Below are 25,122 nucleotides of genomic sequence, written 5' to 3'. Positions count from 1 at the left end.
GTCACCAACCAGACACTTGCGCCGACGGCGTGTGACATCGGCGAGCCGGCTCAGCGACGCCGAGCGCTGTGGGTCGTCGCGAGGCATCCTTGGAACCTTTCGCGCGGGCGATGCCGGGGGTCTCGGCGGCCGCGGTCAGGTCTGCGAGTACGTCGCGATAGGCCTTCTCGAAGGCGGCGATGCCGTTCTGCTCGAGGGTGCGCCACGGGCTCTGCCCGCAGTAGCCGTAGAGGTATTCCAGTTTGGTCATCCTGTCCTCGGTTTCCCTGGCACCCGCCAGCGGCGGGCTGTCGAGTTCGTTGTTCACTTGTCCGTGTCGAGGAGTAGGTCGTCCCAGTCAATGCGGGCACGGCCTGCCGCGCTGTCGCCCACGACGAATCTGGTGATGTCTCCCGCTGCTCTCGGTCCCGACGCCAGCCACGCTGCCATGCCGTGGGCGGTGCGGCGCTCGATCTCGTCGAGATACGCCCGGCGCTCGTCGGCGATCTGCAACCGTTGCGTCGGCGAACTGGCCCTTTGCAGAGCCGTGAAGCTGGTCCGCCAGGCCAGGCAGAGGGCTTCGTCGCTCAGTGCCGCCGGCGCGACGTGAGGCTTGGACTTCTGCGCTGGTTCGGTCCTGAGGCTGGGTGCCGTCGCGGACTCTGGCGAGGGGTCGGCACGATCCGGCTGGACAGGCCGAGGTGCCGGGCTTTCCAGGTGGCCGTGGTCCTTGAGCCAGCGATGGCAGTAGCGAATCGCGTAAGGCGACCCGCCGATGGTGATGGCCAGCAGCAGCACCGCCGTCGGAGCGCCCAGTAATGTGCCCAGGCCGACGAAGGAGAGTGTCCCACCCGCGGTGAGGGCTGTGCTGCTGGCCACTATCCGTCGCCGATCCCGCGGAGGCCGGGTGGGACCGTCGGGGTTCTCCAAAGCGACCAGGGCGACGACTGCGCCCATGAGTGCCGCGAGGACGAGCAGCATAATGACGGTCGAGAGTGACCAGGTGAAGGCCATGACTGCGCCCAGGGCGCCCAGCGCACCGCACAAGATCAGCCAAACGATCCGATAGGCTCTCATGGTGTGTCCTCCTGCACCGTGGCGTCGGGTCGGGGGACGGCTGATTGGTCCACGACAACCTCCTTGTTCGTGCAGCTACGACTTTGCCGCTGCCGGTCCGCGACAGGTACGGCGCCGATCGGCGAACTGAGGCGGTCCTGATCGCCGGGGTCCGGCAACGATGGGCTGCCTCAGCGGGACATGGCGCGAGGTCGGCTAGGAGTGGGTGTCCGCGCCGTGAGGGAGATCGCGTGCGGGCCAGTCGAGAAGTCGTGCGCCGAGGACGGCTATGTGCAGGATGAACCGCTGAGTAGGATCGCCCGGGTCGTGGCCCGTGAGTTCCTTGACCTTGGTCAGCCGGTAGGTGACGGTGCGGACCGAGACGTTCAGGCGGCGCGCGGCGTCGGTGGCGACCTCGCCGGTCGCGAAGTACGCCTCGAGGGTCAGCAACAATGGGTCGGCGCCCCCACGGGCCTGGGTCAACGGGGTGAGCACGGCCTGAATGAGATCGACGATGGCGGCCTGGTCGCGGACCAGGACCCGGTAGACGAGCATGTCGCGGGCATCGACCACGGGTGTGTCGAGTTGCAGCCGCTCGGTCAGCATCAGCGCCTCGCGCGCCTCTTCGTAGGAGCGGGCGATGCCGTAGGAGCCGGGGTAGGGCCGGCCCGTCGCGACGCGCCATTCGCGGCCCGAGCGGTGCCGTAGCAGCGCGTCGTGGATCAGGGTTCCCACGCCCTGGGTGATGGTGCGTGGGGCCGTGGCTGGGGCGGTGGCCGGGATCAGCACCACGAGGAGTCCCTCTTTGGTGGCCACCAGGACTTCGCGGTCTCCGAATCGGTCAAGTATGAAGAGTTCCAGCATGTTCGCGCTGGTGTCGCCCTCGGGGAGTCCGTCGGCGGGGCGGGCCAGGACCACCTGGTGGGGCCGTCCGAGGTCGAGCCCGAACGGTTCGGCCCGCTCGACGATCCGGGAGACGTCGGGGTCGCCGCGCAGCAGGTCGTCGACCAGTTCGCGGCGCAGCGATTCCTCTTGTCTGATCAGCTGCTTGGTCGCGACCTGGTAGCTGTCCACGAGGACGGCGATCGCTTCACCGACGGCCCGCAGTACCGCCTGGGCCGAGGCGCGGACCGTGTCGCGATCGCGGTACGGCACGACATCGGGCAGGTCCCGCCACATCCGCCACGCCGCGGACAGGTACAAGTCGACAACCCGCCCCGCCGGGATGCCCTGCTCGGCAGCGCGACGCCCGAGTTCACGCACGATCGCCAATTCGTGTTCACGGGGCCGTCGCCCCGAGATGGCGGCGTCCGCGAGCAGGGTGAGGTACTCGACCAGCAACTCCAGCGGCGCCTGGGAGGAGTCTCCAGCGGCCGCTTGCGCAATCGCCGTCAGCCACGCTTCATCCGCGCTGTTCGCGCCGCCGGAACCCGGCCACCGCAGCCCCCCGGACTCGCTCATCCCACTCCCCCTCACACCGGATCGACGCAGGTGCTGGGCCATGTCCCAGTAGAGCATCCTTGCCGGACGTCGGCCATAAGCCCGGTCACAGGTTCGCCGATCGCCGCACTACCTGTCGCACCGCTGGAACGGCACAGTCGAAACCGCGGGGGCATCTAGAGCGGAAGCGGAGCAGCGCCATGACGAAGACAACTGCTGTAGACAACCGCGGCCGCCGCCCGGTCCTGGTCGGTGTCGACGGCTCGGTTTCCGCGCAAGCCGCGCTTGCCTGGGCGGCCGCCGAGGCCTCGTACAGACGCTGTCCGCTGCACATCGTTCACACCTTCACTTGGCCGATGATCGGAGACCCATTCGGCCTGAACCTCACCAAGCCCATGAACGACGGCCTCCGGGCAGCGGCCCGCTGGATCCTCAGCGAGGCGGAGAACCAGGCGCGCCGGGCCGCTCCCGACATCAAGGTCACCGCTGAGCTGTTTGCCGCCGCCGCCGCTCCGACGCTGCTGGGCCAGGCGCGAGACGCACAACTGGTGGTCGTCGGCGGCCGGGGCATTGGTGGCTTCCGTGGCTTGCTGGTGGGCTCGGTCAGCTCCACAGTGGCCACGCACGCCCAATGTCCGGTGATCGTCGTCCACCCGCACCGAGACGGCACCGCGTTCCCCGCCTCCCCGGCCGGCCGGGTCGTGGTCGGCGTCGACGGGTCCGAAGTCTCGGCCGCGGCGATCCGGTTCGCGTTCCAGGAAGCCGCACGTCGCCGTGTCGGAATCACCGCCGTGCATGCCGCGATGCCGACCCGCCAGCATCCGTCTCTTCATGTCCCTGCGGACATCGTGGAGCAGGTCGACCGGCAACTGTTCGCGGAAGCGATGGACAGCAAGCGGATCCTCATGCCCGGCATCGACGTGAAGACCAAACTCGTGCACAGCCACCCGGTCCAGGCGCTGCTCGATGAAGCCGACGGTGCCGAGCTGATCGTGGTCGGGTCGCGCGGGCGCGGCGGCTTCACCGGGATGCTGCTGGGATCGGTCAGCCAGGCCGTGCTGCACCACGCCGCCTGCCCGGTCGCGGTCGTCCACCCCCATCGGACCAAGACCGATAAGTCGCCTGCGCAGCAGCCCATCCTCCAGATCGCCGCACCGAATCGCTTCGCGGACTTGAAGGAGCTGTCATGACACCGACGCCGCAAGGTTTGCCGGAAAGCCTTGGGTTGCACAGCCAACTGCTCGACCTGGATCCATCAGAGACCCAGGAGTGGCTGGAATCGATCGACCAGGTGGTCGATCATGCTGGGCAGAACAGGGCGCGTTACCTGCTGCTCAGCATCCTGCAGCGGGCGCGTGACCGCCGCGTCGGTGTCGCGAATCTGCGCAGTACCGACTATCTCAACACGATCGCACCCGATGCTGAGCCGACATTCCCCGGCGACGAGTACGTCGAGCGGCGGATCCGGGCGTACAACCGCTGGAACGCCGCGGTCATGGTGCACCGGGCGCAGCGGCCCCGCATCGGCGTCGGTGGGCACATCTCCACCTACGCCTCCGCGGCGGCGCTGTTCGAGGTCGGCTTCAACCACTTCTTCCGCGGTCACGACGCGCCCGGCGGCGGCGATCAGATCTACTTCCAAGGACACGCCTCGCCGGGCATCTACGCGCGCGCGTTCCTGGAAGGCCGACTGACCAGCGACCAGCTCGACGGCTTCCGGCAGGAATTCTCTCACGCCGGACTGGGCGGCGGTTTGCCGTCGTACCCGCACCCGCGGCTGATGCCGGACTTCTGGGAATTCCCCACAGTGTCGATGGGGTTGGGCGCGATCAACGCGATCTATCAGGCCCGCTTCAACCGCTATCTGCACAACCGTGGCCTCAAGGACACCAGCCGGCAGCGGGTCTGGGCGTTCCTCGGCGACGGTGAGATGGACGAGCCGGAGTCCCTCGGCGCGATCGGTGTCGCGGCCCGCGAAGAGCTCGACAACCTGACCTTCGTCGTCAACTGCAACCTGCAGCGCCTCGACGGCCCGGTCCGCGGCAACGGCAAGATCATCCAGGAGCTGGAGTCGTACTTCCGAGGTGCCGGCTGGAACGTCATCAAGGTGATCTGGGGCCGGGAATGGGACCCGCTGCTGGCCGCCGACACCGACGGCGCGCTGCTCAACCTGATGAACACCACACCCGATGGCGACTTCCAGACCTACAAGGCCGAATCCGGCGCGTTCGTGCGCGAGCACTTCTTTGGCCGCGACCCTCGCACCGCGGCCATGGTCGAGCACCTGTCCGACAGCGAGATTTGGAACCTCAAACGCGGCGGGCACGACTACCGCAAGCTGTACGCCGCCTATCGGGCCGCGACCGAGCACACCGGGCAGCCGACGGTGATCTTGGCCAAGACCATCAAGGGATGGACCCTGGGCTCCCATTTCGAGGGCCGCAACTCCACCCACCAGATGAAGAAGCTGACCATCGAGGACCTGAGGGGATTCCGGGATCGGTTGTTCCTGGAGATCCCCGACTCGGCGCTGGACGCGGTGAAGCCGCCGTACTACCGGCCGCCGGAGGACTCATCGGAGCTGGAGTACCTGCATGAGCGGCGGCGCGCCCTGGGAGGCTATCTGCCTTCGCGCAGAGTCCGCAGCACGCCTCTTGCGCTGCCCGGTGAGGCGGCATACGAGGTCGCAGGGCGCGGCTCAGGCCGGCAAGAGGTCGCCACCACGATGGCGTTCGTCCGGCTGCTCAAGGACCTGATGAAGGATCCGCAGATGGGACACCGGTTTGTGCCGATCATTCCCGACGAGGCCCGCACCTTCGGGCTGGATTCTTTGTTTCCGTCCAAGAAGATCTACTCCCCGCACGGGCAGAACTACCTGTCGGTCGACAGAGAGCAGATGCTGAGCTATCAGGAGAACCTCCACGGTGTGCTCCTCCACGAGGGCATCACCGAGGCCGGCTCTGCCGCGTCCTGGACAGCCGCCGGTACGTCGTACGCCACCCACGGCGAGCCGATGATCCCGCTGTACATCTTCTACTCGATGTTCGGGTTCCAGCGCACCGGCGATCAGCTCTGGGCGGCTGCGGATCAGATGACCCGAGGCTTCCTGCTCGGCGCCACTGCCGGCCGCACCACCCTCAACGGCGAAGGCCTGCAGCACCAGGACGGTCATTCGTTGCTGCTGGCATCGACCAATCCCGCGTGCATCGCGTACGACGCCGCCTACGCGTTCGAGCTCGGCCACATCACCGCCGACGCACTCCGGCGCATGTACGGCGAACCGCGACCCGGCGAAGACCAGAACGTCTTCTACTACCTCACCCTCTACAACGAGCCGATCCCGCAGCCGGCCGAGCCCGATGGCGTCGACATCGACGGGATCCTCGCCGGGATGCACCGCTACTCCCCCGCCCCGGACGGCGACGGTCCGAAGGCGCAGATCCTTGCCTCCGGCATCGCGATGCCCTGGGCAATGGAGGCGCAACGCCTCCTGCAGACCGACTGGGGGGTGCAGGCCGACGTGTGGTCGGTGACGTCGTGGACGCAGTTGCGCCGCGACGCGCTCGCCGCCGACGAATGGAACCAGTCTCACCCCGACCAGCCTCCCCGAGTTTCCTATGTCACGAAGCGGCTGGGGGAAACCGAGGGCCCGGTCCTGGCGGTCTCGGACTGGATGCGGGCGGTACCCGACCAGATCGCTCCGTTCATCCACAGGCCTTGGACGTCGCTGGGCACCGACGGATTCGGCCACTCCGACACCCGCGCCGCGCTGCGCCGCCACTTCGGAATTGACGCGCAGTCCATCGTCGTGCGGACGCTGCAGCAGTTGGCCGATTGCGGCGAACTGGACGAGTCGGTACCTCGGTCGGCCACGATGACCTATCTGGCTGCGCAGGAGGACGGAGGCGCGACGGACGGCGGCGATGACACGTCGCAGTGACGCCGTGCGGCCCACAGACGGGATCGCTCTCGAGGAGGAATCATGCGCGTCTTCGTAGCTGGTGCAACCGGCGTCATCAGCCGCCGGCTGCTGCCACTGCTCACCTCCCAGGGCCATGAGGTGATCGGGCTAGCCCGCTCGTACGGCGCCGCCGTCGAGGTCGAGATGCTGGGAGCCGTGGTCGCCGAGGCCGACGCACTGGACTCCGAAGCGCTGAGCCGCGTAGTCAAGGACGCCGCACCCGACGCGGTGGTTCACCTGCTCACCGCGATCCCGGCCAAGATCAACCCGCGCCGGATGAGCCGCGACTTCGCACAGACCAACCGGCTCCGCACCGAAGGCACCCGCAACCTGCTGTACGCCGCACAACAGGCCGGCGCCAAACGCATCATCACCCAGGGCCTGGCCTGCATCTACGAGCCGAACACGTGGGTCCCGGCCACCGAGGTCACGCCGTTATGGCGGGATCCGCCCAGGCAGTTCGGCCCGGTGCTGGCCTCGTTGAGGTCGCTTGAAGAGCGCACCAGGCAGGCAGATGGGCTGGTACTGCGTCTGGGACAGCTCTACGGCCACGGCACGATCTATGGCAGACAGGGATCATTCGTCCGTCAGGTACAGGCCGGGAAGATGCCGATCGTCGGCTCCGATGGCGGCACTTTCTCCTTCACCCACGTCGGCGACGCCGCCTCGGCCATCGCCGCGGCGCTGCACAGCCACGTGCACGGCGCGCTCAACATCGTCGACGACGAGCCGGCACCGGTCCGCGAGTGGCTGCCCATCCTGGCCGAGCTGCTAGAGGCTCCCCCACCCAAGCACGTACCAGTAGCTCTTGCCAGATTGGCCGCCGGGGCCTGGGGAGTCGCCTTCATGACCCAATTGCGCGGCGCCGACAACACCCTCGCCCGGCGTATTCTCGACTGGGTCCCGCGCTACAGCTCATGGCGACAGGGGTTCGCGGCCGAATTGACCCACCCCGCGCATCCCTGACCCGAGCGGCAACCCATCCCACCGGCGACTGCTGGTCTGCGCAGACGAGCGGTGCCTCGCCTCGAGATCCCGATCATCTCGGCCTCGCGCGCGGTGATTGCTCCCTGACACGCGTCGCCGGGAAAGCGTTGCCTAGGCCAACGTTCCGATGGATCCGGGTGTTGCCGGTCATCGGCAGCCAGAGGGCTCTAAGTCAGCCGAGCAGGGGCGGTGCTAGTTCGTGGCCGCGAGACAAGCATAGAAGTACATCGACGCTCTAGAAGGAGCAGACTATGAGCACTGAAGGGCGCACCGCCCGCACGCCAAGCCGGGAGACGCTGTCCGACCCGGCCTACCAGGCCTTCCTGGTCCTGCGAACCGTCTTCACGGTGGCCCCGATCCTGTTCGGCCTCGACAAGTTCGCCAACCTCCTCACCGACTGGCCCGGCTACCTGGCCCCCTGGATCAACGACATCGTCCCCGGCTCCGGCCAAGACGCCATGTACATCATCGGCGTCATCGAGATCGTCGCCGGGATCGCCGTCGCCCTGATCCCCCGCTACGGCGCACTCCTCGTCGCGGCCTGGCTCGCCGGCATCATCGTCAACCTGCTCACCCTCTCAGGCTTCTACGACGTCGCCCTGCGCGACTTCGGCCTCCTCGTCGCCGCCCTCGCCCTGGCCCGCCTCGCCACCAAATACGCACCGGCCCGACACAGCTCCTGACGAGAACAAACGAACAGTTCATGTTCCCTTCGCATTGAAGGAGCCGTCCACCGACCAGCTGGCCGACGCCCCGCGCCGGGCAACCAGCCGGCGAGCAAACCCCGCTGACCTTGCCCTTCGGTGGCAGGATCCCCCGGTTCCAGGAAAGCGGGGGCAACAAGGTCTCGACAGCTTTGCCCGTCGGTCGTCGAGTAGCCATCGACGAGACCACGGGCGACGTCTTACGGAGAAGAAATGATCATCCTTTACCTACTACTCGCAGCGCTGGTCGCCGGCCTGATCGGATCGGCGGCGTGCGTCCGCGTGGTCAAGCAGTTCGAGCGCGGCGTCGTGTTCCGGTTCGGCCGAGTACGCCCGACGATCCGGCCACCTGGCCTTGCCTTGCTGGTGCCGATCGCGGACCGGCTGCAGAAGGTCAACATGCAGATCATCACGATGCCGGTCCCCGCACAGGACGGCATCACCCGCGACAACGTGACGGTTCGCGTCGACGCGGTCGTCTATTTCAACGTAGTCGATCCGGTCCGCGTGGCCGTCGACGTCGAGGACTACATCTCGGCCATCGGCCAGGTCGCGCAAACGTCCCTGCGCTCGATCATCGGCAAGAGCGACCTGGACGACCTGCTGTCCAACCGCGAACGCCTCAACCAAGGAATGGAGTTGATGATCGACAGCCCGGCGCTGGACTGGGGCGTCCACATCGAGCGGGTCGAGATCAAGGACGTCGCGCTGCCCGAGACCATGAAGCGGTCCATGTCGCGCCAAGCAGAGGCCGAACGCGAACGCCGGGCCCGCATCATCACCGCCGATGGCGAGTTGCAGGCCTCAGAGAAGCTCGGCCAGGCCGCCGAGGTGATGACACAACACCCAGCCGCCCTGCAGCTGCGCCTGCTCCAGACCGTCGTCGAAGTCGCCGCCGAGAAGAACTCCACCCTGGTGCTGCCCTTCCCCGTCGAGCTGCTCCGGTTTCTCGAACGATCGACACCGCCGGAGCCCGCCAAGGCAACCGGCGCCGACCAAGCGACGCCGACCACAGCCCCGGCCACGAGGAACGGCTCGCCGGCGACTGACATTGCCCCGATCCGCGAGATCGAGCAGTTCCAGCAAACCAGTGGAATCTCACTCGACTCGTTGACGGTATCCCCAGCGGTGACGGCCAAAGGACCGGCACTGCCGGCCCCCGAAACGGCCGGGCTGGCACAACCGAAGTGGGGCGGACTCCACGCCGGTTGCGCCGACCCGGCATGGCAGCCGTGAGGACGCAAGGTCAGTCGGCGGTGGGAGGCCAGATCGTCCGGCACGTATGTGCCGGTGAAGGAAAGGAAGCGCGACATGGCAACGGTCTCGTTCAAGGGAGCCACCCGGGTGTATCCGGGCTCCGACACTCCCGCCGTCGACGGGCTGGATCTGGACATCGCCGACGGCGAGTTCATGGTCCTCGTCGGCCCGTCGGGTTGTGGCAAGTCCACCTCGCTGCGGATGCTCGCTGGCCTCGAAGAGGTCAATGAGGGCAAGATCTACATCGGCGACCGCGACGTCACCAACTTTCCGCCGAAGGAGCGGGACATCGCGATGGTGTTCCAGAACTACGCGCTCTACCCGCACATGACGGTCGCGGACAACATGGGCTTCGCCCTCAAGATGCAAAGCCTGCCCAAGGACGAGCGAACCAAGCGCGTCACCGAGGCGGCCAAGCTGCTCGGCATCGAGGAGTACCTCGATCGCAAGCCGAAGGCGCTGTCCGGTGGTCAGCGTCAGCGTGTCGCGATGGGCCGCGCGATCGTGCGTAACCCGCAGGTCTTCCTGATGGACGAGCCGCTGTCGAACCTCGACGCCAAGCTCCGCGTGCAGACCCGCACCCAGATCGCCGAACTCCAGCACCGCTTGGACGTCACCACGGTCTACGTGACCCACGACCAGATCGAGGCGATGACGATGGGCGACCGTGTCGCCGTGCTGAAGGACGGCCGGCTGCAGCAGGTCGACACGCCGCTGGGCCTGTACGACCGGCCGAAGAACGTGTTCGTCGCGGGCTTCATGGGGTCGCCGGCGATGAACCTGATCGAGGCGGAGATCACTGGCAGCGGGGCGAAGATCGGCGACTATGTGGTGCCGATCGAGCGGAACCTGCTGGCGAAGGCCGGTAACGATAAGACGCTGGTGCTGGGCATCCGGCCGGAGGCGTTCCATCTCGCGGATGAAGGGTTGGCGGTGAAGGTCGGGGTGATCGAGGAGCTCGGCTCGGACGCGTTCCTGTATGGCATCGCGGAGCACTCCAGCCTGAACCAGCAGATCATCGCCCGGATCGGCACCCGGATGCACAGCGAGACGGGCGCCATCGTGCACCTCGCCCCGCTGCCCGACAAGCTGCACCTCTTCTCGACCTCCACCGGGCTGCGCCTCACCGCCTGACCGCTTCGTACTCCGCCGGCGGACCCGGGTCCGCCGTGGATTGTATGTCCGGCCACCCCCGGTGAGCTACGGGCAGGTTCGCCAACAGCACGCCGATCGGCAGCGGAGCGCCGTATCAGAAGCGGCCCCGGCAGCGCGGGCTGCCGCGGTCCTCGCAACACCTCGACGTGAGAAGTTGTGAGGACAGTGTCGTATTCGAAGGAGTGCCCTGGTCTGCTGCGGTTGGTGGATGCTGGCGTGTCGGTACCTGGTGCGGGGCTCGGGGGCGGCAAGGCAAGCAACTCGAGGCTTCGACGCAGCCTGCTGCGCTGGTTCGTGGTGACTGCTGGTGCGGCCCTCCGATGAAGGTCGTCCTCCGCGGTCTTGTTGGGTGTCAGTCGCGGCCGGCGGGGTCGGTCTTCGACCCGTTCCCGCGAGATCCGCCGGCGTGGCCCTCGGCCCGCGCGGCGTGGAGCCTGACGCCGGCCAGCGAAGAGATGACGGTGATGATCAGGACGCCGGCGATCACACTCAACGAAACGCCTGTGCCGATTTCGGGGACCTGGAGAGGCTGCGCGTCGTTGACGAACGGGAGGTTGTTCTCGTGCAACGCGTGCAGGATGAGCTTGACCCCGATGAAAGCCAGGATCGCGGCGAGGCCGTATGACAGGTAGATGAGACGGTCCAATAGACCGTCGATGAGGAAGTACAACTGCCGCAGCCCCAGCAGGGAGAACGCGGTGGCGGTGAACACGATGAACACGCTCCGGGTGAGGCCGAAGATCGCCGGGATGGAGTCCAGCGCGAAAAGGACGTCGGTTCCACCGATGGCCACCATGACGAGCAGCATCGGCGTCATCACGCGGCGGCCCCGGTCGACGGTGAGCAGTCTGTCGCTGTCGTAGGTCTCAGAGGTGCGCAGGAACCTCTTGGCGAGGCGGACGATGATGTTGTTCGCCGAGCGGCCCTTCGCGGTCCCGGGTCTGAGCATTTGGCCGGCGGTGACGAGCAGGATCAGTCCGAAGATGTAGAACACGAAGGCGTAGGAGTTGACGAGCGCGGCGCCGAGGAAAATGAAGGCGGTGCGCGCGAGGAGGGAGAAGACGATGCCGAACAGCAGCGCCTTCTGCTGGTCGGCCCGCGGGACCTTGAAGCTGGCCATGATGATGAGGAACACGAAGAGGTTGTCGACCGACAAGGCCTTCTCCGTGATGTAGCCGGCGAAGTATTCGCTGCCCAGCGCCGCGCCGCCCAGGAGCCAGACGCCGACGCCGTACAGGATGGCGATGCCCACGTAGATGGCTGACCAGATTGCTGCCTCGCCGAGGGTCGGGGTGTGAGCGGTGCGTACGTGGAAGAAGAAGTCGAAGAGCAGCAGGGCAAGGATCCCGAGGATCGTCAGCGCCCAGGCAAGGGGCGAAACATCCATCAAGCATCGGTCGCCGTCACGGTCGCCTCGTGGTGGTAGCGCGCCAACTGTTCGGCGCTGACGCGTTTGAGTTCGCCGCCCGGGAACGGCGACAGTAGTTGCCAACCCAGGTCGAGAGTGTCGGTCAGGGTTCGTCGATCTGGTCCTTGATCCAGGTAGGTGCGTTCGAAGGCTGCGGCGAAGGCCAGGTAGCGGCGGTCCTCTGCGGGCAGGCCGCTTTCGCCGACGATCGACATCAGCCGGCGGACCTCGCGGCCGCGCGCATAGCAGGCGTACAGCTGGTCGGCCAGGCCGCGGTGGTCGTCGCGGGTCTTGCCGGCGCCGATGCCCGCGTTCATCAGCCGGGACAGCGACGGCAGTACGTCGATCGGCGGCTGGATGCCTTGCCGGTCGAGGTCACGCGACAGCACGATCTGACCTTCTGTGATGTAGCCGGTGAGGTCGGGGATCGGGTGGGTGATGTCGTCGTCGGGCATCGAGAGGATCATCAGCTGGGTGAGCGATCCGGCGCCGCCGCGGATCCTGCCGGCCCGTTCGTACAGTGAGGCCAGATCGGTGTACATGTAGCCGGGGTACCCGCGGCGGCCCGGCATCTCCTCACGGGCGGCGGAGATCTCGCGCAGCGCTTCGCAGTAGGCGGTCATGTCGGTCATCACGACCAGGACGTGCCGGTGCTGTTCGAACGCCAGGTATTCGGCCATGGTGAGCGCGACCCGCGGTGTCAGCAGCCGCTCGATGGTGGGATCGTCGGCCAGGTTCAGCAGCAGGACGCTGCGGGCGGCGGCGCCCCCGGTGAGGAACTCCGCGCGGAAGAACTCCGCCTCCCGGCGAGTGACGCCCATCGCCGCGAAGATGACGACGACCTCGGTGTCATCGTCGGGCACGCGTGCCTGGGCCGCGATTCGGGCGGCGAGGCTGTTCGCGGGCAGCCCGGCGCCGGAGAAGATCGGGAGCTTCTGTCCCCGGACGAGGGTGATGAGTCCGTCGATCGCCGAGACCCCGGTTTCGATGAACTGGTCGGGGTGGGCGCGGGTGATCGGGTTGAGTGGCAGTCCGTTGACGTGGCGGTAGTCGTCCGGGACGGGTTGCGGGCCGCCGTCGCGTGGTCTGCCGGCTCCGTCGAGGATTCGCCCGAAGTAGTCGGTGCCCACACCGGTCCGGGCGGCGCGCCCGCGGGTGAGTACGGAGGTTTCGCGGCGTCCGATGCCGACGGTTCCGCCGAAGACCTGGACGATCGCCGTTGACCCGTCGAGCTCGAGTACCTGGCCTTCGCGGACCGGGCCGTCGCCGGTTTCGACCTCGACCAGTTCGCCGTACCCGACGCCGTCCATCCCGTCCACGATGATGAGTGGCCCGGCGACCCGGGTCACGGTGCGGTGCCCGACGGTGAAGAGGGCTTGGGTTTGGGCTTGGGTGGTGGTCACAGCGAACTCATTTCTTCAGCTATCCGCTGGATGAGGAGGGTTGCGGAGTCGTCGACGTTGTCGATGGGCCAGCGGCGCATCCGGCCGAGATCGGCAAGCACGCTCGCGGAGGTGATCGCGGTGATGGCAACGCCCCGCTGGTGCGCTGAGCTCATGGCAGCGCCGGCCTCGTGGATGACGCGCAGCATGGCCAACATCCGTTGTGGTGGACATGAGGCGTCGAGGTCATCGAACGAGGACTGCTGGAGCAGGTCTTCGCGCAACGCCTGCCCGATGCGCAGAGTGATCCGTTGCTCGGCGGCCAGCGCTTCGACGCCGAGCAGCGACACGACCTCCTGCAAGGCGCCCTCGTCTTGCAGCGCTGTCGCCGCCCAGCGGCGCAGCGGCGACCAGTCCGAGCCGATCTCCCGGTCGAACCATTCGTCCAAGCCGTACTGCGAGAAGCTGCGCAGCCAGTTCACGGCAGGGAAATGACGTTGCCGGGACAGCGCGGTGTCGAGCGCCCAGAAGCAGCCCGCGAGCCGCAGGCTGTTCTGGGTGATGGGCTCGGAGAAGTCGCCGCCGGCCGGCGATACGGCGCCGACGACCGTCACCGACCCGGTGCGTTCCGGCGTGCCGAGGCACTGGACCGCGCCGGCCCGTTCGTAGAAGCCGGCGAGTCGCGTGGCCAGGTAGGCGGGGTAGCCGTCCTCTGCGGGCATCTCCTCCAGCCGACTCGACACCTCACGCAGCGCCTCGCCCCAGCGACTGGTCGAGTCGGCCATCATGGCGACGTCGTAGCCCTGGTCCCGGTAGTACTCCGCGATCGTGATCCCGCTGTAGATGCTGGCCTCCCGGGCCGCGACCGGCATGTTGGACGTGTTCGCGATCAGCACGGTGCGTTCCATCAGCGGGGCGCCGGTGCGAGGATCGGTCAGTTCGGGGAACTCCTCGAGCACCTCGGTCAGTTCGTTGCCGCGTTCGCCGCAGCCGACGTAAACGACGATGTCTGCGGTCGAGAACTTCGCCAGCGCCTGTTCCAGTACGGTTTTGCCGGTCCCGAAGCCGCCGGGGATGATGGCGCTGCCGCCGCGGGCGACCGGGAAGAGCAGGTCGAGGACCCGCTGGCCGGTGATCAGTGGCACGGTGAGCGGCAGCCGGTTCGCGACCGGGCGGGCCCGGCGCAACGGCCACCGCCGCAGCATCGCCACCGGGTGCCCGTCGATGTCGACGACGGGATCAAGGATGCTGGCTGGCCCGGGGCGGACTGCCGTCACCACCCCGGTGATGCCTGTCGGCACAAGGATCCGGCGCTCGATGGCGCGGCCCTCCGGGACCGATCCGAGCAGGTCACCGGGTCCGACCCGGTCCCCGACCTCGACGGCGGGCCGAAAATCCCACCGGTGGTCGCGGTCCAGGCGGGGCGGGTCCGCGCCTCTGGCGATGTAGAGATTGCCGTCGGTGCTCAGGTTGCTCAGCGGACGCTGGGTGCCGTCGAGGATGCCGCCGAGAAGTCCGGGGCCGAGTTCGGCGTACAGGGGTTCGCCGGTTGCCTCGACCGGTTCGCCGACCTGGAGGCCGGTGGTGTCCTCGAAGACCTGCATCACCACCACGTCGCCGTCGATCTTGATCACCTCACCCAACAGCCGCTCTGCGCCGACCCGCACCACGTCGAACAGACGGGTATGGGGCAAGTCGGCGGCACTGATCACCGGGCCGGAGATCTTGACAACCCGGCCGCTGTCGGTCGTCACCTGCCTGGCCGGTCCGGGACGCCCCGGTTGCACTGGCGTAGTGCGTGGTCTGGTCCTGGTCATTCCGGGCCTCCGCTGGGGGTGAAGGTGATCTGGTAGCCGATTGCGCGGGCCAGCAGGTCACGGAGCGCTGCGTCCTTGGCCGCGGAGACGTCGCCGTCCTCGTCGGGGAGCGTGAGGATGAGCGGGGAGGTCTGTTTGGTCCAGGTCGCGCGGACCGACGGTGCGACGAGCGACCAGAGTGCCCCGTGGATGGCGATGACTGCGGCTCGGCCGTCGGCGATCTCTTGGGTGACCGCGGCGATGGTCTGGGCAGCGTCGTCCGCGGTGATGGTTCGCGCCCCACCGAGACGGAACCCGGTGGCGGTGGCGGGTGTGGCGATGACCAGCGCGTCGGTCATGGGCTTGTCTTGTCTGAGCGGCGACGTCGTGTTCATCGGACGAGCAGGTCTCGGACGTCATGAGCGGGAGCGGTGCCGGCGAGAAGGAGCCGGATGGTGCGTGCCTCGCATTCGGCGGCCAGGACGTAGCCGACGGGCACGTCGGCGCCCAGGGGGTCGTCGCGCCGCAGGCCGCGCACTGCCTGTCGCCACAGGTCCATGGCCAGGTCCCATTCGAGCGCGGGGAGGTTTTCGTTGTGGAGGTGACGTTCTAAGGGTTGCCGCCAGCTGGGGCGGGTGGCGACGGCGGTCTGGAGGTCGCCGCGCCGGGCGGCCAGCAACGCCGATTCGGGCACCAGCCCGGTGGGCAAAAGACGCGGCATCTGGAGTGCTGGGTCGCGCAGGACCGCGAGCAGGTTGGCCCGATCGCTTTCGGCCTGGATCAGCTCCAGGATGGGGCGAGCGGCCCGGCCGACCCATTCCAGACGGTCGATCCAGCCGTCGATCGCGGCCGCCGCGACGGCTGTTTCGAACTCGTCCGGGTCGCCGGTCAGCTCGTAGCGTTCCCAGGCCCTTGGGAGCGCCCCGGCGGTCAGCGGGTCGGGGAGCCGGTGCGCGGCGAGTCGGAAGGCTGCTGTCGCGCCGTCGGGTGCCGCGGCGACGTCGGCGGCGGATCGCTGATCGAGAGCACCGACCCCCATGACTGCGGCGAGCCGGTCTACGGCGGGCTGCCCGGTGCGCGCGCCGCGCAGCAACGCGAGAGTGTCGCGCAGGTCGTGCCGGGCCAGCAGTACCCCGACCGCGGTGCCGGCAATGCCGCCGTACAGTCCCCGAACTCCGCGCAACAGGTCGCGCAACCGGCGCCCGACAGCGTCGAGGAGCCTCAGGTCGCCCGCAGGGTCACGGCTCAGGTAAGGGCGGTAAATCGACGCGGCCAGCCGTTCGGCGACTTCGCTGCGGGACAGACTGGCGAACTGCTCGTACTCGAAGGGGCCGAGCAGGGCGGGCAGTCGCGCCCGGAGCCGGGTGTTGCCGGCGATGAAGTCTGCGCGGGGCGTCACGAGTCCTGATTCCAGGAGCTGCTCAGTTCGGCGCGGATCTCCGGCCAGGTGTTTGCCAGCCGAGTGAGGTAGGTGTTGTCGATGTAGCGGCCCTGGTCGTCCTCGGCGATGGCGCCGCCGTGTTCGAGGTCGGCGACGATCTGGAACGTGGATTCGGGCCTCAGCTTCGGTGCGTCGGCAGGGTGAACATGCACTGTCGTAGCCTGCGGCATCGCGATGACCGCTTCCTCCAGGCAGGCGGCCGCCAGTCCCGGCCCGTCTGGGCTGCCGGGCAGGGCAAGCAGTTGCTCGCGTACCTGGCTGAGGACCTCTTCCAGCGCGTCGTCGCGCGCGGTCCGGGCGGCCCGGCGGGCCCTGAACCGCGCGGTGATCAACAGATTGTCCGACTCCTGCCGGGCTGCGGTTTCGGCCGATGTGACGGCATCGTGATGGATCTTGGCGGCGCGCTCGTGGGCATCGGCGAGAAGCTGAGCTGCCTCCTGGCGCCTGTCTTGTTGGGCCTTCTCGTGCTCGGCTGCTCCTTCTTCTTCCAGTGCGGTGAGCAGGTCGCGCAGGGCCATCATTTGCCGCCGAGGAGCAGGATGATCATGGCTGCGACCGCGAACCCGAGGATGACTAGGGTTTCCGGGATCGCGACGAGCAGGATCGCGCGGCCGGTCAGTTCGGGCTTCTCTGCCACCGCGCCCATGGCCGCGGCTCCGATGCGTGCCTGGGCGTAGCCGGTAGCGAGGGCGGCGAGTCCGACGGCGAGGCCGGCGGCGAGGGCGATCAGTCCGAGTTCCATGGTGTTTGTCCTTTCAGACGGGTGACCCGGCCGGGACCGGCTCGGGTGAGTTGGCTGCGGTGGAGGGCAGCGCAGCGAGGCGCTCTGACTCGAGACCACGGGCGACGGATCCGCCGAGAGGTGCGAAGAGTCGGCCGCCGCCTTCGTAGAACTGTCCGAAGAACTCGACGTAGTGCAGCCGGAGCGCCTGGATGGTCGGGCTGAACGCCGCCAGGGCGAGATTCAGGGCATGAAACAGGATGGCGACGAGTAGTCCGAGCAGCAGCGGCCCTCGGGCGCCGAGCTGGTTGGCGACCTCGGCCAGGTACGTCGAAGCGAGACCGACCGCCGCCAGCCGCAGGTAGGACAAGACGTTGCCGAGGGCACCGAGCAGATCGAGTGGGCCCAGCAGCAGCCCGAGCGCGCCCTGGGACACGCAGGCCACGACGACACCGACGACGAGCGCGGCAACTGCGGGAGTCAGTACCTGTGCGGGGAATCCTGCGGCGGTGACACCGGCCAGCCCGAAGAGCCCGGCCAGCACCAGAAGGGTTCCCAGTTTCGAGGCCAGATGCCGACGCTGGTGTCCGCGGGCGGCCGTCCATACGCCCAGCAGCAATCCCAAGACGACGTGGGCCAGGCCGATGGCCAACGAGAACAGCAGCAAGGGTTGGAGCGCGGTCGGGCCGCCTCGGTAGAACCAGAGCGCCGGCATGCCGATGCTGTGGCCCAGGCTGCCGAGTGCTTCGCCGTAGAGGAGGCCGAACAGGACCGTCCAGGCTCCGCCGAGCATCATCACCCGGCCGACCTCGCCGATCGTGCTGTTCTTGGCCCAGTGCGATCTGAGCCACCACGCGGCCGCCAGCAGGAGGGCACCGTAGACGACGTCGCCGACCATGACGCCGAAGAAGAGCGGCAGCACCAGCGCCGTCAGACCGGTGGGATCCAGGTCGCCGCGCGACGGCCAGGACAAGAGCCCGACGAGCTGCTGAAACGGCTGCCAGCCGGGCCGGTTCCTCAGCAGAACCGGCTGATCCTCAGCCTGTTCACTGGTGTCGAGGCGCTCGACGGCGACAGCCGGTCCGAGCCGGTCGGTCAGTGCCTGCTCGACCCGTGCGGTCTGTTTGGTCGGGACCCAGAGCCTGAGGATGAACGTGCGCGAGGACAGATCGGCCTGTGTGGCCGCCACAGCTCGTTCGGCACGGGCCCGCAGCGTGGCGATGGTGGCGTGCAGTGACCCCGCGACCGGCGTGACTGTGGCGGCCAGTCGGGCCTGCACGCGGTCGCGTTCCCCGGGCAATGCGGCGAGCCGTTCGCGCATCGCCTCGACGGTCGCGCGCAGCGACTTGCCGGCGTAGGCAGCGGGGACACCTACCTCGACGATCCGCTCCGTGCCGAGCAGCGCGTGGACGTCGGGTAGATCGCGGCGGCGAAGAACGAGCAGGCAGCCGACGGGGTTGCCGGGTGTCGCCGGGGAGGTGACCATCAGGTATCCTCGGCCGAGCAGGTCGGCGAGTTGCCGGGTGAGCTCGGGGACGATCCGCAGGTCAGGGTCGTCGAGGACCAGCGCCATACTGGCCAGGCCCAGGTTCGCCAGCTGCCGATCATCCAGCCGCCCGAGTTCGGGCACGAGCGGCTGTAGCCCGTCGAGGGCGTCGATGGACCGAGGCAGTGCCTCAGCTTCGCTGCGTAGCTCCTCCTGTTCGGCCAGCAGTTTTGCCACCTGAGGTTCGACGTGGTCGAGGGTGGTCCGTAGGGCGCTGTCGCTGGGCACGGTGCCGGTCGCGGACTGGTCGACGAGCTCGAGCAGGGCGTCGGTGCGGGCGATGAGGTCAGCCAGGTCGGGCGGGGTCTCGCCTGGATCGACGATGGTCACGACCTCGGCCAGCCGCAGTTCCTGCAAGGCTGTCAGCGCGTCGTCCAGGCGCGGCCGAAGCCCGACGACCTCGAGCTGGGTGAGCGGGACCATCATGCGCGGCTCACCTCGTCCTGCGATGACCGTATCTGTTGCGGCAGCACCGCGGCGACGACAGTGGCGACGTCCTGGTCACGGTGCCGGGCGGCGACCGCGGTCAGCTCGGCGGCGCGGCGGAGGCCAGCTTCGGTCAACCGGGCGGCCTCGGCGCGGGCGGCGGACAGGATCGCGGCTGTCCGTTGCCGCGCCTCCTCCGCCGCCCGAACCTCAGCCTCGGCGATGAGGTGATCCGCCTGCACTTGAGCTAGTGCCACCTCAGCGCCGGCTTGGTTCGCCGCGGCCAGCCGGGCGGCGATCGAATTCTCAAGCTCGCGCACCAACTCGTGCGGCGTCGCCTGGGCAACCGTGTCGCCGTCAGATTGCGCGCGGCTCATGCCGCGCTCCGACTGCGGTCAGGGCCGTCGCTGGTCGCGTCGCGGGAGGCCCGCCGGGTCCGGGCGCGTCTGAGACGGGCGTGCTCCTCGCGTTCGCGCTCGTCCAGCGTGAGCGCGATCCGCCGCGCCTCGTCGTGCAACTGAGGGAGCACGATGTTGTCCAAGGCATTGACCTGCGTGGTGGTCCGGGCAATCTCCGTAGCCAGCCGGCGCACGCTCAGCTCCACCGCACACAGATCCAGCAGCCACTTGAGTTCCTCCTCGTAGGCCGTCGCGACGGTGTCGAGGTGGACCGAGACCAGGGCTGGTGCCCAGCCGCGGGTGGCAGCGTTGCGGCGGACCGGGCCATGGCGCAGGTCGAACACATGAACACCGGCCACGGTTCGAGACCGCAGCTCCGCGCCGATCCCGATCCCGGCGGCCAGCGCGCCCGATGCGAGTGCCTCCGGGCCGCACACCGCGGTGGCCTCGTCAAGACGCTGCCGTGCCTGGACCGCGAGGATCCGCAGCCGTTCCAGCCCGTCCAGGAGCTCTGTCTGGTGGTGGCGGAACTCGCGCACCAGCGCGGTTCGTTTGTCTTTGAGCAGATCGCGGCCTTGAGCGACGAAGACCGCCCGCCGCCGGCGGTCGAGCAGCTCACTTCGGGTAGCAACAGGGGATTGCATGGCACACTCCCGGATGCGTGATCGGGTATCTCTGACACTGCCGTGACGCCGCTTCGCCGGGTATTGGCACCTTCGGCGAAGGTCGCATCTCGTTGATTGCCGGGAACCGGCAATGGTGCAGCTGGTCCAAGGTCGTTCTCGACCGACCGTTTTGGGCGCGGCGCAACGCCTGGGATGCGGGTTCGACGACCGGGGTGCCCTGCTCAGGGCAGTTGGGCGGATGCGAGGCGCCGGATCTTGCCATCGGGCAGGTACGTCACGAGGCAGGCGGGCGGTCCCGGAGCGCGAGAGCGGCCTGGATGAGGGCGGCGTGGGTCAGTGCCTGCGGGTAGTTGCCGAGGTGTTCGCGGGTCGTGGGGTCCATCTCTTCGGCGTACAGGCCCAACGGGCTGGCGCGGTCCAGCAGTTCGGTGAACAGGTCGAGGGCCTCGCACCGGCGGTCATCAAGTGCCAGCGCTTCAACCAGCCAGAAGGAACATGGCAAGAACGCGCCTTCGGTGCCCGGCAGTCCGTCGCGTCCCGGTGGGTATCGGTACAGCAAGGGACCCTCGGCACTCAGTTGGCTGCGGATGGCATCCACTGTCCCGCGGACCCGCGGTGATCCGCGCTCCTCGAGTCCGATCCGGGGCAGGACGAGGACGGCGGCGTCGAGTTCCTGTGACCCGTAGCTTCTGGTGTAGCTACCGATACTGGTGTCGAAACCCAGCTTCTTTACCTCGATGCGGATCGCCTCGCGGCCGGCCTGCCAGCGGCGCCGCCGACGGTCGGAGAGCCGGTGCGTCTCGGCGATCCGCAGGGCTCGGTCGAGCGCCAGCCAGGCCATCAGCTTGGAATGCACGTGATGGACCTGGTCCCCGCGGACCTCCCAGATGCCTGCGTCCGGCTCACTCCACCGTCGCGCGACCAGGTCGGCGAAACCGCGCATCGCGCGCCACGTTTCGGAGTACAACGGATGCCCCGCCTGCACGAGGTTCCAGGCGGCGTCGAGCACCCATCCGTAACCGTCAAGTTGATGTTGCTGGGCCGCACCATTGCCCACCCGGACCGGGACGCTGCCAGCGTAGCCCGGCCAGTTTCGCAGGCCACGTTCTGGGGGTGCTTGTCGACCGTCCAAGGTGAGGAGAACCGGTAGCCGGGGACGTTGCAGCCGGCTGGCGTGCAGCAACCACCACAGGAACCCTCGGGCTTCCTCGACCATGCCGACACCGAGGAACGCCGCGATCCCGATGCTTGCGTCCCGGGGCCACGCAAAGCGGTAGTCCCAGTTCCGCACCCCGCCGAGCTGCTCGGGAAGTGAGGTGGTCGGCGCGGCCACGGGCGCACCGGACGGCGAGTACGTCAACAGGCGCAGCGTCAGCAGGCTGCGAAGCACCTCCTCACGAAAGGGCAGCTCCTGGTCGACCCGAGCCGTCCAGGCACGCCACCGGCTCTCGTCCTCGGTGAGAAGCGCCCAGGCGGCGGCAGCCTGAACCTGGACCAGCGGTTCCCGATGCGCGATGGTGAGGACGAACGTGACCGGCCGATCAGGGGTGACCGTGAAGGGCGTCGGCATACCGGGCTCGATGGCTGGCCCGGCATCGCAGCTCAGCGACATCGCCAGCGCGCCCCATTCGCAGACGAGATCCTGGCCGCGGCGTCGGCTGCGCGGCCGGGTGTGCTCCTCACCGCGGCGCGGGTCGAACTCGACCAGAGCCTCGACGGCGTCGCCCTCGGCGGACAATCGCCGCACGAGGACCGTCGCAGGCAACAGGCGTCCGGCTACCTCGGCCACCATCGCCTCGGTCAGTGTCAGCTTGCCGCGGGGGGTGGCCCAGGTGGTCTCCAGGGTCGCGGTGTGGAGGCGGTACTTGCGCTCGACAACAGTGGCGGTGGCGGCTGGTCCCAACCGGAATCTGCCCGCGTCAGGACCGCCAACAAGTGCTCCGAAGACCGGGGCGCCGTCGAAGCGCGGAGCGCACAGCCAGTCGAGTGAGCCGTCGCTGGAGACGAGTGCCGCGGTGCGGGTGTCACCCAGCAGTCCGTAGTCGGCGATCGGCTTCATTTCAACGGGCCTGGAGCAGCAGGCCGAGCATGGCACCGTAGACGAGGTGGGCGGCGATGGTTACGGCTGGAGTCTGCACGCCATAGTTGAGGGCGAGCAGACCCGGTGGCTCGAGCACGGCTCTGCTCGCGGGTCCGGCGCGGTGCGATGCCATCCGGGGATGGAGCCCGGGGAGCACTGGGAGCAGCACCATCAGCGCGACCGCGACATGCAGGAGGCCAAGCAGGCCGCCAAGCCACCAGGTGGCTCGATGCAGCAGGGCGAACACGGTCGCGTAGCCGAGCGCGAACACCTGGCCGACCACCAGATGGATGAGGAACCCAGCGACCCGGGCACGATCGGGGTCCTCTGTGACCAGGGTGCCGAGTACGAGCGGAAGGTCCAGCCGGGTGAGGCCGGCCAGCTGCGCGGTGATCATCACGGCAGTCAGCGCGGAAGTGGCCACCAACCCGAATACCGCCCACCCGAACCAGTCCACGACGTCGCCTGTCAGGCCCGTCGGCTACGGGTGAACCGAAGGCTCCGCCAGTCGTCCGTAAAGCGGCGGCCGGCCAGGCGAGAAGAACAGCACAACGGCGATCGCTGGTCTGGGCCGCGCACTCCCCCGGTTCCACGAACCACGGCGCACCTCCTGGCGCATCGCGCGCCCTGTGGAGCGACCTGCGCAAGTATATCGTAACACGATATACTTGCGTCAGGGCCGGGTCTCCCGGCGAAACCACTGAGGATGTGACCACATGCAGCCGGACACGATGCACGATGAGCAGGCGGCAGAGCCGTTGACGAAGGCGGATTTCGAGGCGTTGGCTCGTTTCCGTTTCGGCATCCGCCGGTACCTGCGCTTCAGCGAGCAGACCGTTCGCGGTCATGGCCTGACGCCGCAGCAGTACCAGTTGCTGCTGGCGTTGAAGGGGTTCCCCGGCCGCGAGTGGGCGACCTTGACCGAGTTGGCCGACCGCCTCCAGTTGCGTCACCACAGCGTCGTGGAACTCGTGAACCGTGCGCAGGCGCAAGATCTCGTGAACAGGGCGTCAGATCCGACGGACGCCAGAGTGGTCCGGGTGGAGTTGACGCGGCACGGCGAGCGGGCGTTGGCGCGGCTCAGTGCGCTGCACCGCGACGAGCTTCGACGCATGGGCACGGCCCTCGCAGTGCCCGACTGGAGCGGCACCGCCGGCGGTGCCGCATGACGCGCCACACTGTCCGGGTCCGCAGGATCTACGATCACCCTGCGGCCGATGATGGCATCCGGGTCCTGGTCGATCGTGTGTGGCCCCGCGGGATCCGCAAGGAAGCGGCCGCCATCGATGAGTGGGCAAAGGACGTCGCACCATCCACCGAACTCCGCAAGTGGTACGGCCACGTCCCGGAGCGGTTCGCACAGTTCGAGGCGCGTTATCGCGACGAGCTGGCAACACAGGCCGGACGGAACGCGCTGGACCACCTGCGCACGCTGACAAAGCGCGATGCCCTGACCCTGGTGACGGCGACCAAGGACGTGGATCACAGCCAGGCGGCGGTCCTGGCCCGGCTGCTGCAGGAGCCGCGTTGACCTCCTGTCCGGTCTGATCGGCTAGCTGGCAGACATCGACCTACTGAGCGGGGCGCTTCCTGATCTGCAGGCCGGGACGGCGCCGATGGATGGTCAGGTAGGACAGGCCGTTGTCGCCGGCGGTGATGTTACGGGTCGAGCCGTGGGGCAACCAGACGACGTTGCCGCCGGCAAGAGCCTGCTCACCGTCAGGTGTACCGACGGAGCCGCCACCCGCGATGACGATGAGGATGACGTCGAGATCCGGCTCGGTGTGGGTGTCCACGCGCTGTCCGGCAGGTAGATGGATGAGGTTCGCGTCGAGCTGGCGACCCGGCTCGGCAAGCGTCCACCGCGCACCCGAGGGTACGGTCGACTCGTCGACGAGTTCACGCACGTCGACCAGGACCCGCACCGTCGGCCGCTCAGGCAGGAGGTCAGCTGGAACCGCAGGCGACTCCTCAGGCATCAGCGGCAACCCGACCGATCCGCACCCGCCATTCCTCAGGCCCGGCCAGCAGATAGTCCCAGCTGAAGGCGCCCGGGTGCATGGCTTCGAACTCCCGGCGCAACGGCTTGGGGTCGTGGCTGTTGACCAAGATGAACGCCTCCCCCGGAGCCAGCCGAGCATAGCGGGCGAATACGCGTGGATGACGGCCGCCCCGAGCGATTCGCCGTACGTCGATGACCGTCGGCTGCTCGACCTGCTCCCCCGCGAGGTAAGCCCGCAGGTCCGCGGCCAGTAAGGACGGATCCACACCAGTCAGGCCGGCGAGCGCGGGAAGCAACACCGACTCCTCGATCTGGAGGTGGCTATCCAGGGCCGCCGCGATCATGACGCCGAGCCTCGCCGCATCTACCGGGCCGGCGGCTGCCAGTTCATCGATCTGCGCGTTGAGTGCCGCGGCCCCGATCCGGAGAGCATCGACCAGGAGCCGGGTCTCATCATCCTCGGAGGCGGGCGCATACAGGTTCCGATCCGCAGTGACTAGGTACCGGCGCACTTCATGGAGGCAGAAGTCCACCAACTCTGCAGACAGCCGCTCGGCACCTTGGGCAACTGGCTGCGCCGTGGTCAGCTCCGCCAGTCCGGACAGCAGTCGATCGTGGGCCTCTTGGACCGCACCGCGAGCGATGACGTCCGGGTCGGTCTCGGTCGCCTGGATGTAGATCTCCGAAGCCGGCATGCTGCCACTCTCCTCAGGTCGCTTTTCAATGATTATTACATGTGATATTTGTAGTAATTACA

25 protein-coding genes are annotated in these 25,122 nt (G+C 68.1%); 8 read left to right on the top strand and 17 right to left on the bottom strand.

All coding sequences use genetic code 11. The annotated features are described in order from the left end of the window. Position 1: 1 nt before the first annotated feature. From OG558_RS24485 to OG558_RS24475, 3 genes are all read right to left on the bottom strand, one after another. The gene (locus OG558_RS24485) at positions 2–250 is read right to left on the bottom strand and encodes a hypothetical protein (protein WP_405065106.1); all 249 of its coding nucleotides are present in this window, start codon (positions 248–250) and stop codon (positions 2–4) included. A gap of 53 nt (positions 251–303) precedes the next feature. Beyond that, on the bottom strand, positions 304–1,056 hold the full coding sequence (locus tag OG558_RS24480; protein WP_405065105.1) for a hypothetical protein: 753 nt from the start codon (positions 1,054–1,056) through the stop codon (positions 304–306). Positions 1,057–1,251: 195 nt separating this feature from the next. Beyond that, positions 1,252–2,496 carry a PucR family transcriptional regulator gene (locus OG558_RS24475; RefSeq protein ID WP_405065104.1) on the bottom strand — a complete coding sequence of 415 codons (1,245 nt, stop codon included), beginning with the start codon at positions 2,494–2,496 and terminating at the stop codon, positions 1,252–1,254. 179 nt (positions 2,497–2,675) lie between these two features. On the opposite strand from OG558_RS24475, the gene OG558_RS24470 reads away from it, so the two are divergent. From OG558_RS24470 to OG558_RS24445, 6 genes are all read left to right on the top strand, one after another. Further along, complete coding sequence (locus OG558_RS24470; RefSeq protein ID WP_405065103.1) at positions 2,676–3,665, top strand: universal stress protein; 990 nt, start codon at positions 2,676–2,678, stop codon at positions 3,663–3,665. Beyond that, the gene (gene aceE / locus OG558_RS24465; protein WP_405065102.1) at positions 3,662–6,415 is read left to right on the top strand and encodes a pyruvate dehydrogenase (acetyl-transferring), homodimeric type; all 2,754 of its coding nucleotides are present in this window, start codon (positions 3,662–3,664) and stop codon (positions 6,413–6,415) included. Before OG558_RS24470 ends, aceE begins: the two co-directional genes overlap by 4 nt. A 42-nt stretch (positions 6,416–6,457) precedes the next feature. Continuing rightward, positions 6,458–7,402 (top strand): NAD-dependent epimerase/dehydratase family protein, encoded by a 945-nt coding sequence (locus OG558_RS24460; protein ID WP_405065101.1) that lies wholly within the window; start codon positions 6,458–6,460, stop codon positions 7,400–7,402. A 272-nt stretch (positions 7,403–7,674) separates the two neighbouring features. Next, positions 7,675–8,106: a hypothetical protein gene (locus tag OG558_RS24455; RefSeq protein WP_405065100.1), complete on the top strand. Its 432-nt coding sequence runs from the start codon at positions 7,675–7,677 to the stop codon at positions 8,104–8,106. Positions 8,107–8,340: 234 nt separating this feature from the next. After that, positions 8,341–9,363: a slipin family protein gene (locus OG558_RS24450; protein WP_405065099.1), complete on the top strand. Its 1,023-nt coding sequence runs from the start codon at positions 8,341–8,343 to the stop codon at positions 9,361–9,363. A 75-nt stretch (positions 9,364–9,438) separates the two neighbouring features. Next, positions 9,439–10,518 (top strand): ABC transporter ATP-binding protein, encoded by a 1,080-nt coding sequence (locus tag OG558_RS24445; RefSeq protein WP_405065098.1) that lies wholly within the window; start codon positions 9,439–9,441, stop codon positions 10,516–10,518. Between the two features lie 373 nt (positions 10,519–10,891). On the opposite strand, the gene OG558_RS24440 is transcribed toward OG558_RS24445, so the two are convergent. The 12 genes from OG558_RS24440 to OG558_RS24385 form a co-directional block, all read right to left on the bottom strand. Further along, the gene (locus OG558_RS24440; RefSeq protein ID WP_405065096.1) at positions 10,892–11,926 is read right to left on the bottom strand and encodes a TerC/Alx family metal homeostasis membrane protein; all 1,035 of its coding nucleotides are present in this window, start codon (positions 11,924–11,926) and stop codon (positions 10,892–10,894) included. Then, positions 11,926–13,350: a V-type ATP synthase subunit B gene (locus OG558_RS24435; RefSeq protein WP_405065095.1), complete on the bottom strand. Its 1,425-nt coding sequence runs from the start codon at positions 13,348–13,350 to the stop codon at positions 11,926–11,928. The genes OG558_RS24440 and OG558_RS24435 overlap by 1 nt, the downstream gene beginning before the upstream one ends. Then, a complete protein-coding gene (locus OG558_RS24430; protein WP_405065094.1) occupies positions 13,347–15,083 on the bottom strand; it encodes a V-type ATP synthase subunit A in 1,737 nt (578 codons plus the stop codon). Before OG558_RS24430 ends, OG558_RS24435 begins: the two co-directional genes overlap by 4 nt. Positions 15,084–15,142: 59 nt before the next feature. Beyond that, on the bottom strand, positions 15,143–15,520 hold the full coding sequence (locus OG558_RS24425; RefSeq protein WP_405065092.1) for a V-type ATP synthase subunit F: 378 nt from the start codon (positions 15,518–15,520) through the stop codon (positions 15,143–15,145). Next, the gene (locus OG558_RS24420; protein WP_405065090.1) at positions 15,517–16,524 is read right to left on the bottom strand and encodes a V-type ATPase subunit; all 1,008 of its coding nucleotides are present in this window, start codon (positions 16,522–16,524) and stop codon (positions 15,517–15,519) included. The genes OG558_RS24425 and OG558_RS24420 overlap by 4 nt, the downstream gene beginning before the upstream one ends. Beyond that, a complete protein-coding gene (locus OG558_RS24415; RefSeq protein WP_405065088.1) occupies positions 16,521–17,087 on the bottom strand; it encodes a V-type ATP synthase subunit E in 567 nt (188 codons plus the stop codon). Before OG558_RS24415 ends, OG558_RS24420 begins: the two co-directional genes overlap by 4 nt. Then, a complete protein-coding gene (locus OG558_RS24410; RefSeq protein WP_405065087.1) occupies positions 17,084–17,308 on the bottom strand; it encodes a hypothetical protein in 225 nt (74 codons plus the stop codon). The genes OG558_RS24415 and OG558_RS24410 overlap by 4 nt, the downstream gene beginning before the upstream one ends. Positions 17,309–17,321: 13 nt before the next feature. Further along, entirely contained in the window at positions 17,322–19,259 is a 1,938-nt protein-coding gene (locus OG558_RS24405) for a V-type ATP synthase subunit I (protein WP_405065085.1), read from the bottom strand. Beyond that, a complete protein-coding gene (locus OG558_RS24400; protein WP_405065083.1) occupies positions 19,256–19,636 on the bottom strand; it encodes a hypothetical protein in 381 nt (126 codons plus the stop codon). Before OG558_RS24400 ends, OG558_RS24405 begins: the two co-directional genes overlap by 4 nt. Then, entirely contained in the window at positions 19,633–20,301 is a 669-nt protein-coding gene (locus tag OG558_RS24395; RefSeq protein WP_405065082.1) for a V-type ATP synthase subunit D, read from the bottom strand. Before OG558_RS24395 ends, OG558_RS24400 begins: the two co-directional genes overlap by 4 nt. Before the next feature lie 256 nt (positions 20,302–20,557). Continuing rightward, complete coding sequence (locus OG558_RS24390) at positions 20,558–22,342, bottom strand: glycoside hydrolase family 15 protein (protein WP_405065081.1); 1,785 nt, start codon at positions 22,340–22,342, stop codon at positions 20,558–20,560. Between the two features lies 1 nt (position 22,343). Further along, positions 22,344–22,820, bottom strand: a complete 477-nt coding sequence (locus tag OG558_RS24385) for a hypothetical protein (protein ID WP_405065079.1) — start codon at positions 22,818–22,820, stop codon at positions 22,344–22,346. A gap of 259 nt (positions 22,821–23,079) precedes the next feature. Between OG558_RS24385 and OG558_RS24380 the strand changes: the two genes are divergently transcribed. Both OG558_RS24380 and OG558_RS24375 read left to right on the top strand, forming a co-directional pair. Next, a complete protein-coding gene (locus tag OG558_RS24380) occupies positions 23,080–23,532 on the top strand; it encodes a MarR family winged helix-turn-helix transcriptional regulator (RefSeq protein ID WP_405065077.1) in 453 nt (150 codons plus the stop codon). Further along, positions 23,529–23,894 (top strand): DUF488 domain-containing protein, encoded by a 366-nt coding sequence (locus tag OG558_RS24375; RefSeq protein WP_405065076.1) that lies wholly within the window; start codon positions 23,529–23,531, stop codon positions 23,892–23,894. Before OG558_RS24380 ends, OG558_RS24375 begins: the two co-directional genes overlap by 4 nt. A 40-nt stretch (positions 23,895–23,934) precedes the next feature. Here OG558_RS24375 and OG558_RS24370 read toward each other — a convergent pair whose 3' ends face one another. Next, the gene (locus OG558_RS24370; protein ID WP_405065075.1) at positions 23,935–24,342 is read right to left on the bottom strand and encodes a cupin domain-containing protein; all 408 of its coding nucleotides are present in this window, start codon (positions 24,340–24,342) and stop codon (positions 23,935–23,937) included. Further along, on the bottom strand, positions 24,335–25,060 hold the full coding sequence (locus OG558_RS24365; protein WP_405065073.1) for a DUF2249 domain-containing protein: 726 nt from the start codon (positions 25,058–25,060) through the stop codon (positions 24,335–24,337). Before OG558_RS24365 ends, OG558_RS24370 begins: the two co-directional genes overlap by 8 nt. Positions 25,061–25,122: the final 62 nt, after the last annotated feature.

Origin of the sequence: Kribbella sp. NBC_01510, from assembly GCF_045040325.1 — a bacterium.
Lineage (GTDB): Bacteria > Actinomycetota > Actinomycetes > Propionibacteriales > Kribbellaceae > Kribbella.
Note: the sequence above shows the minus strand (reverse complement) of the source record. Positions and strands in the feature narration are given on the sequence as shown.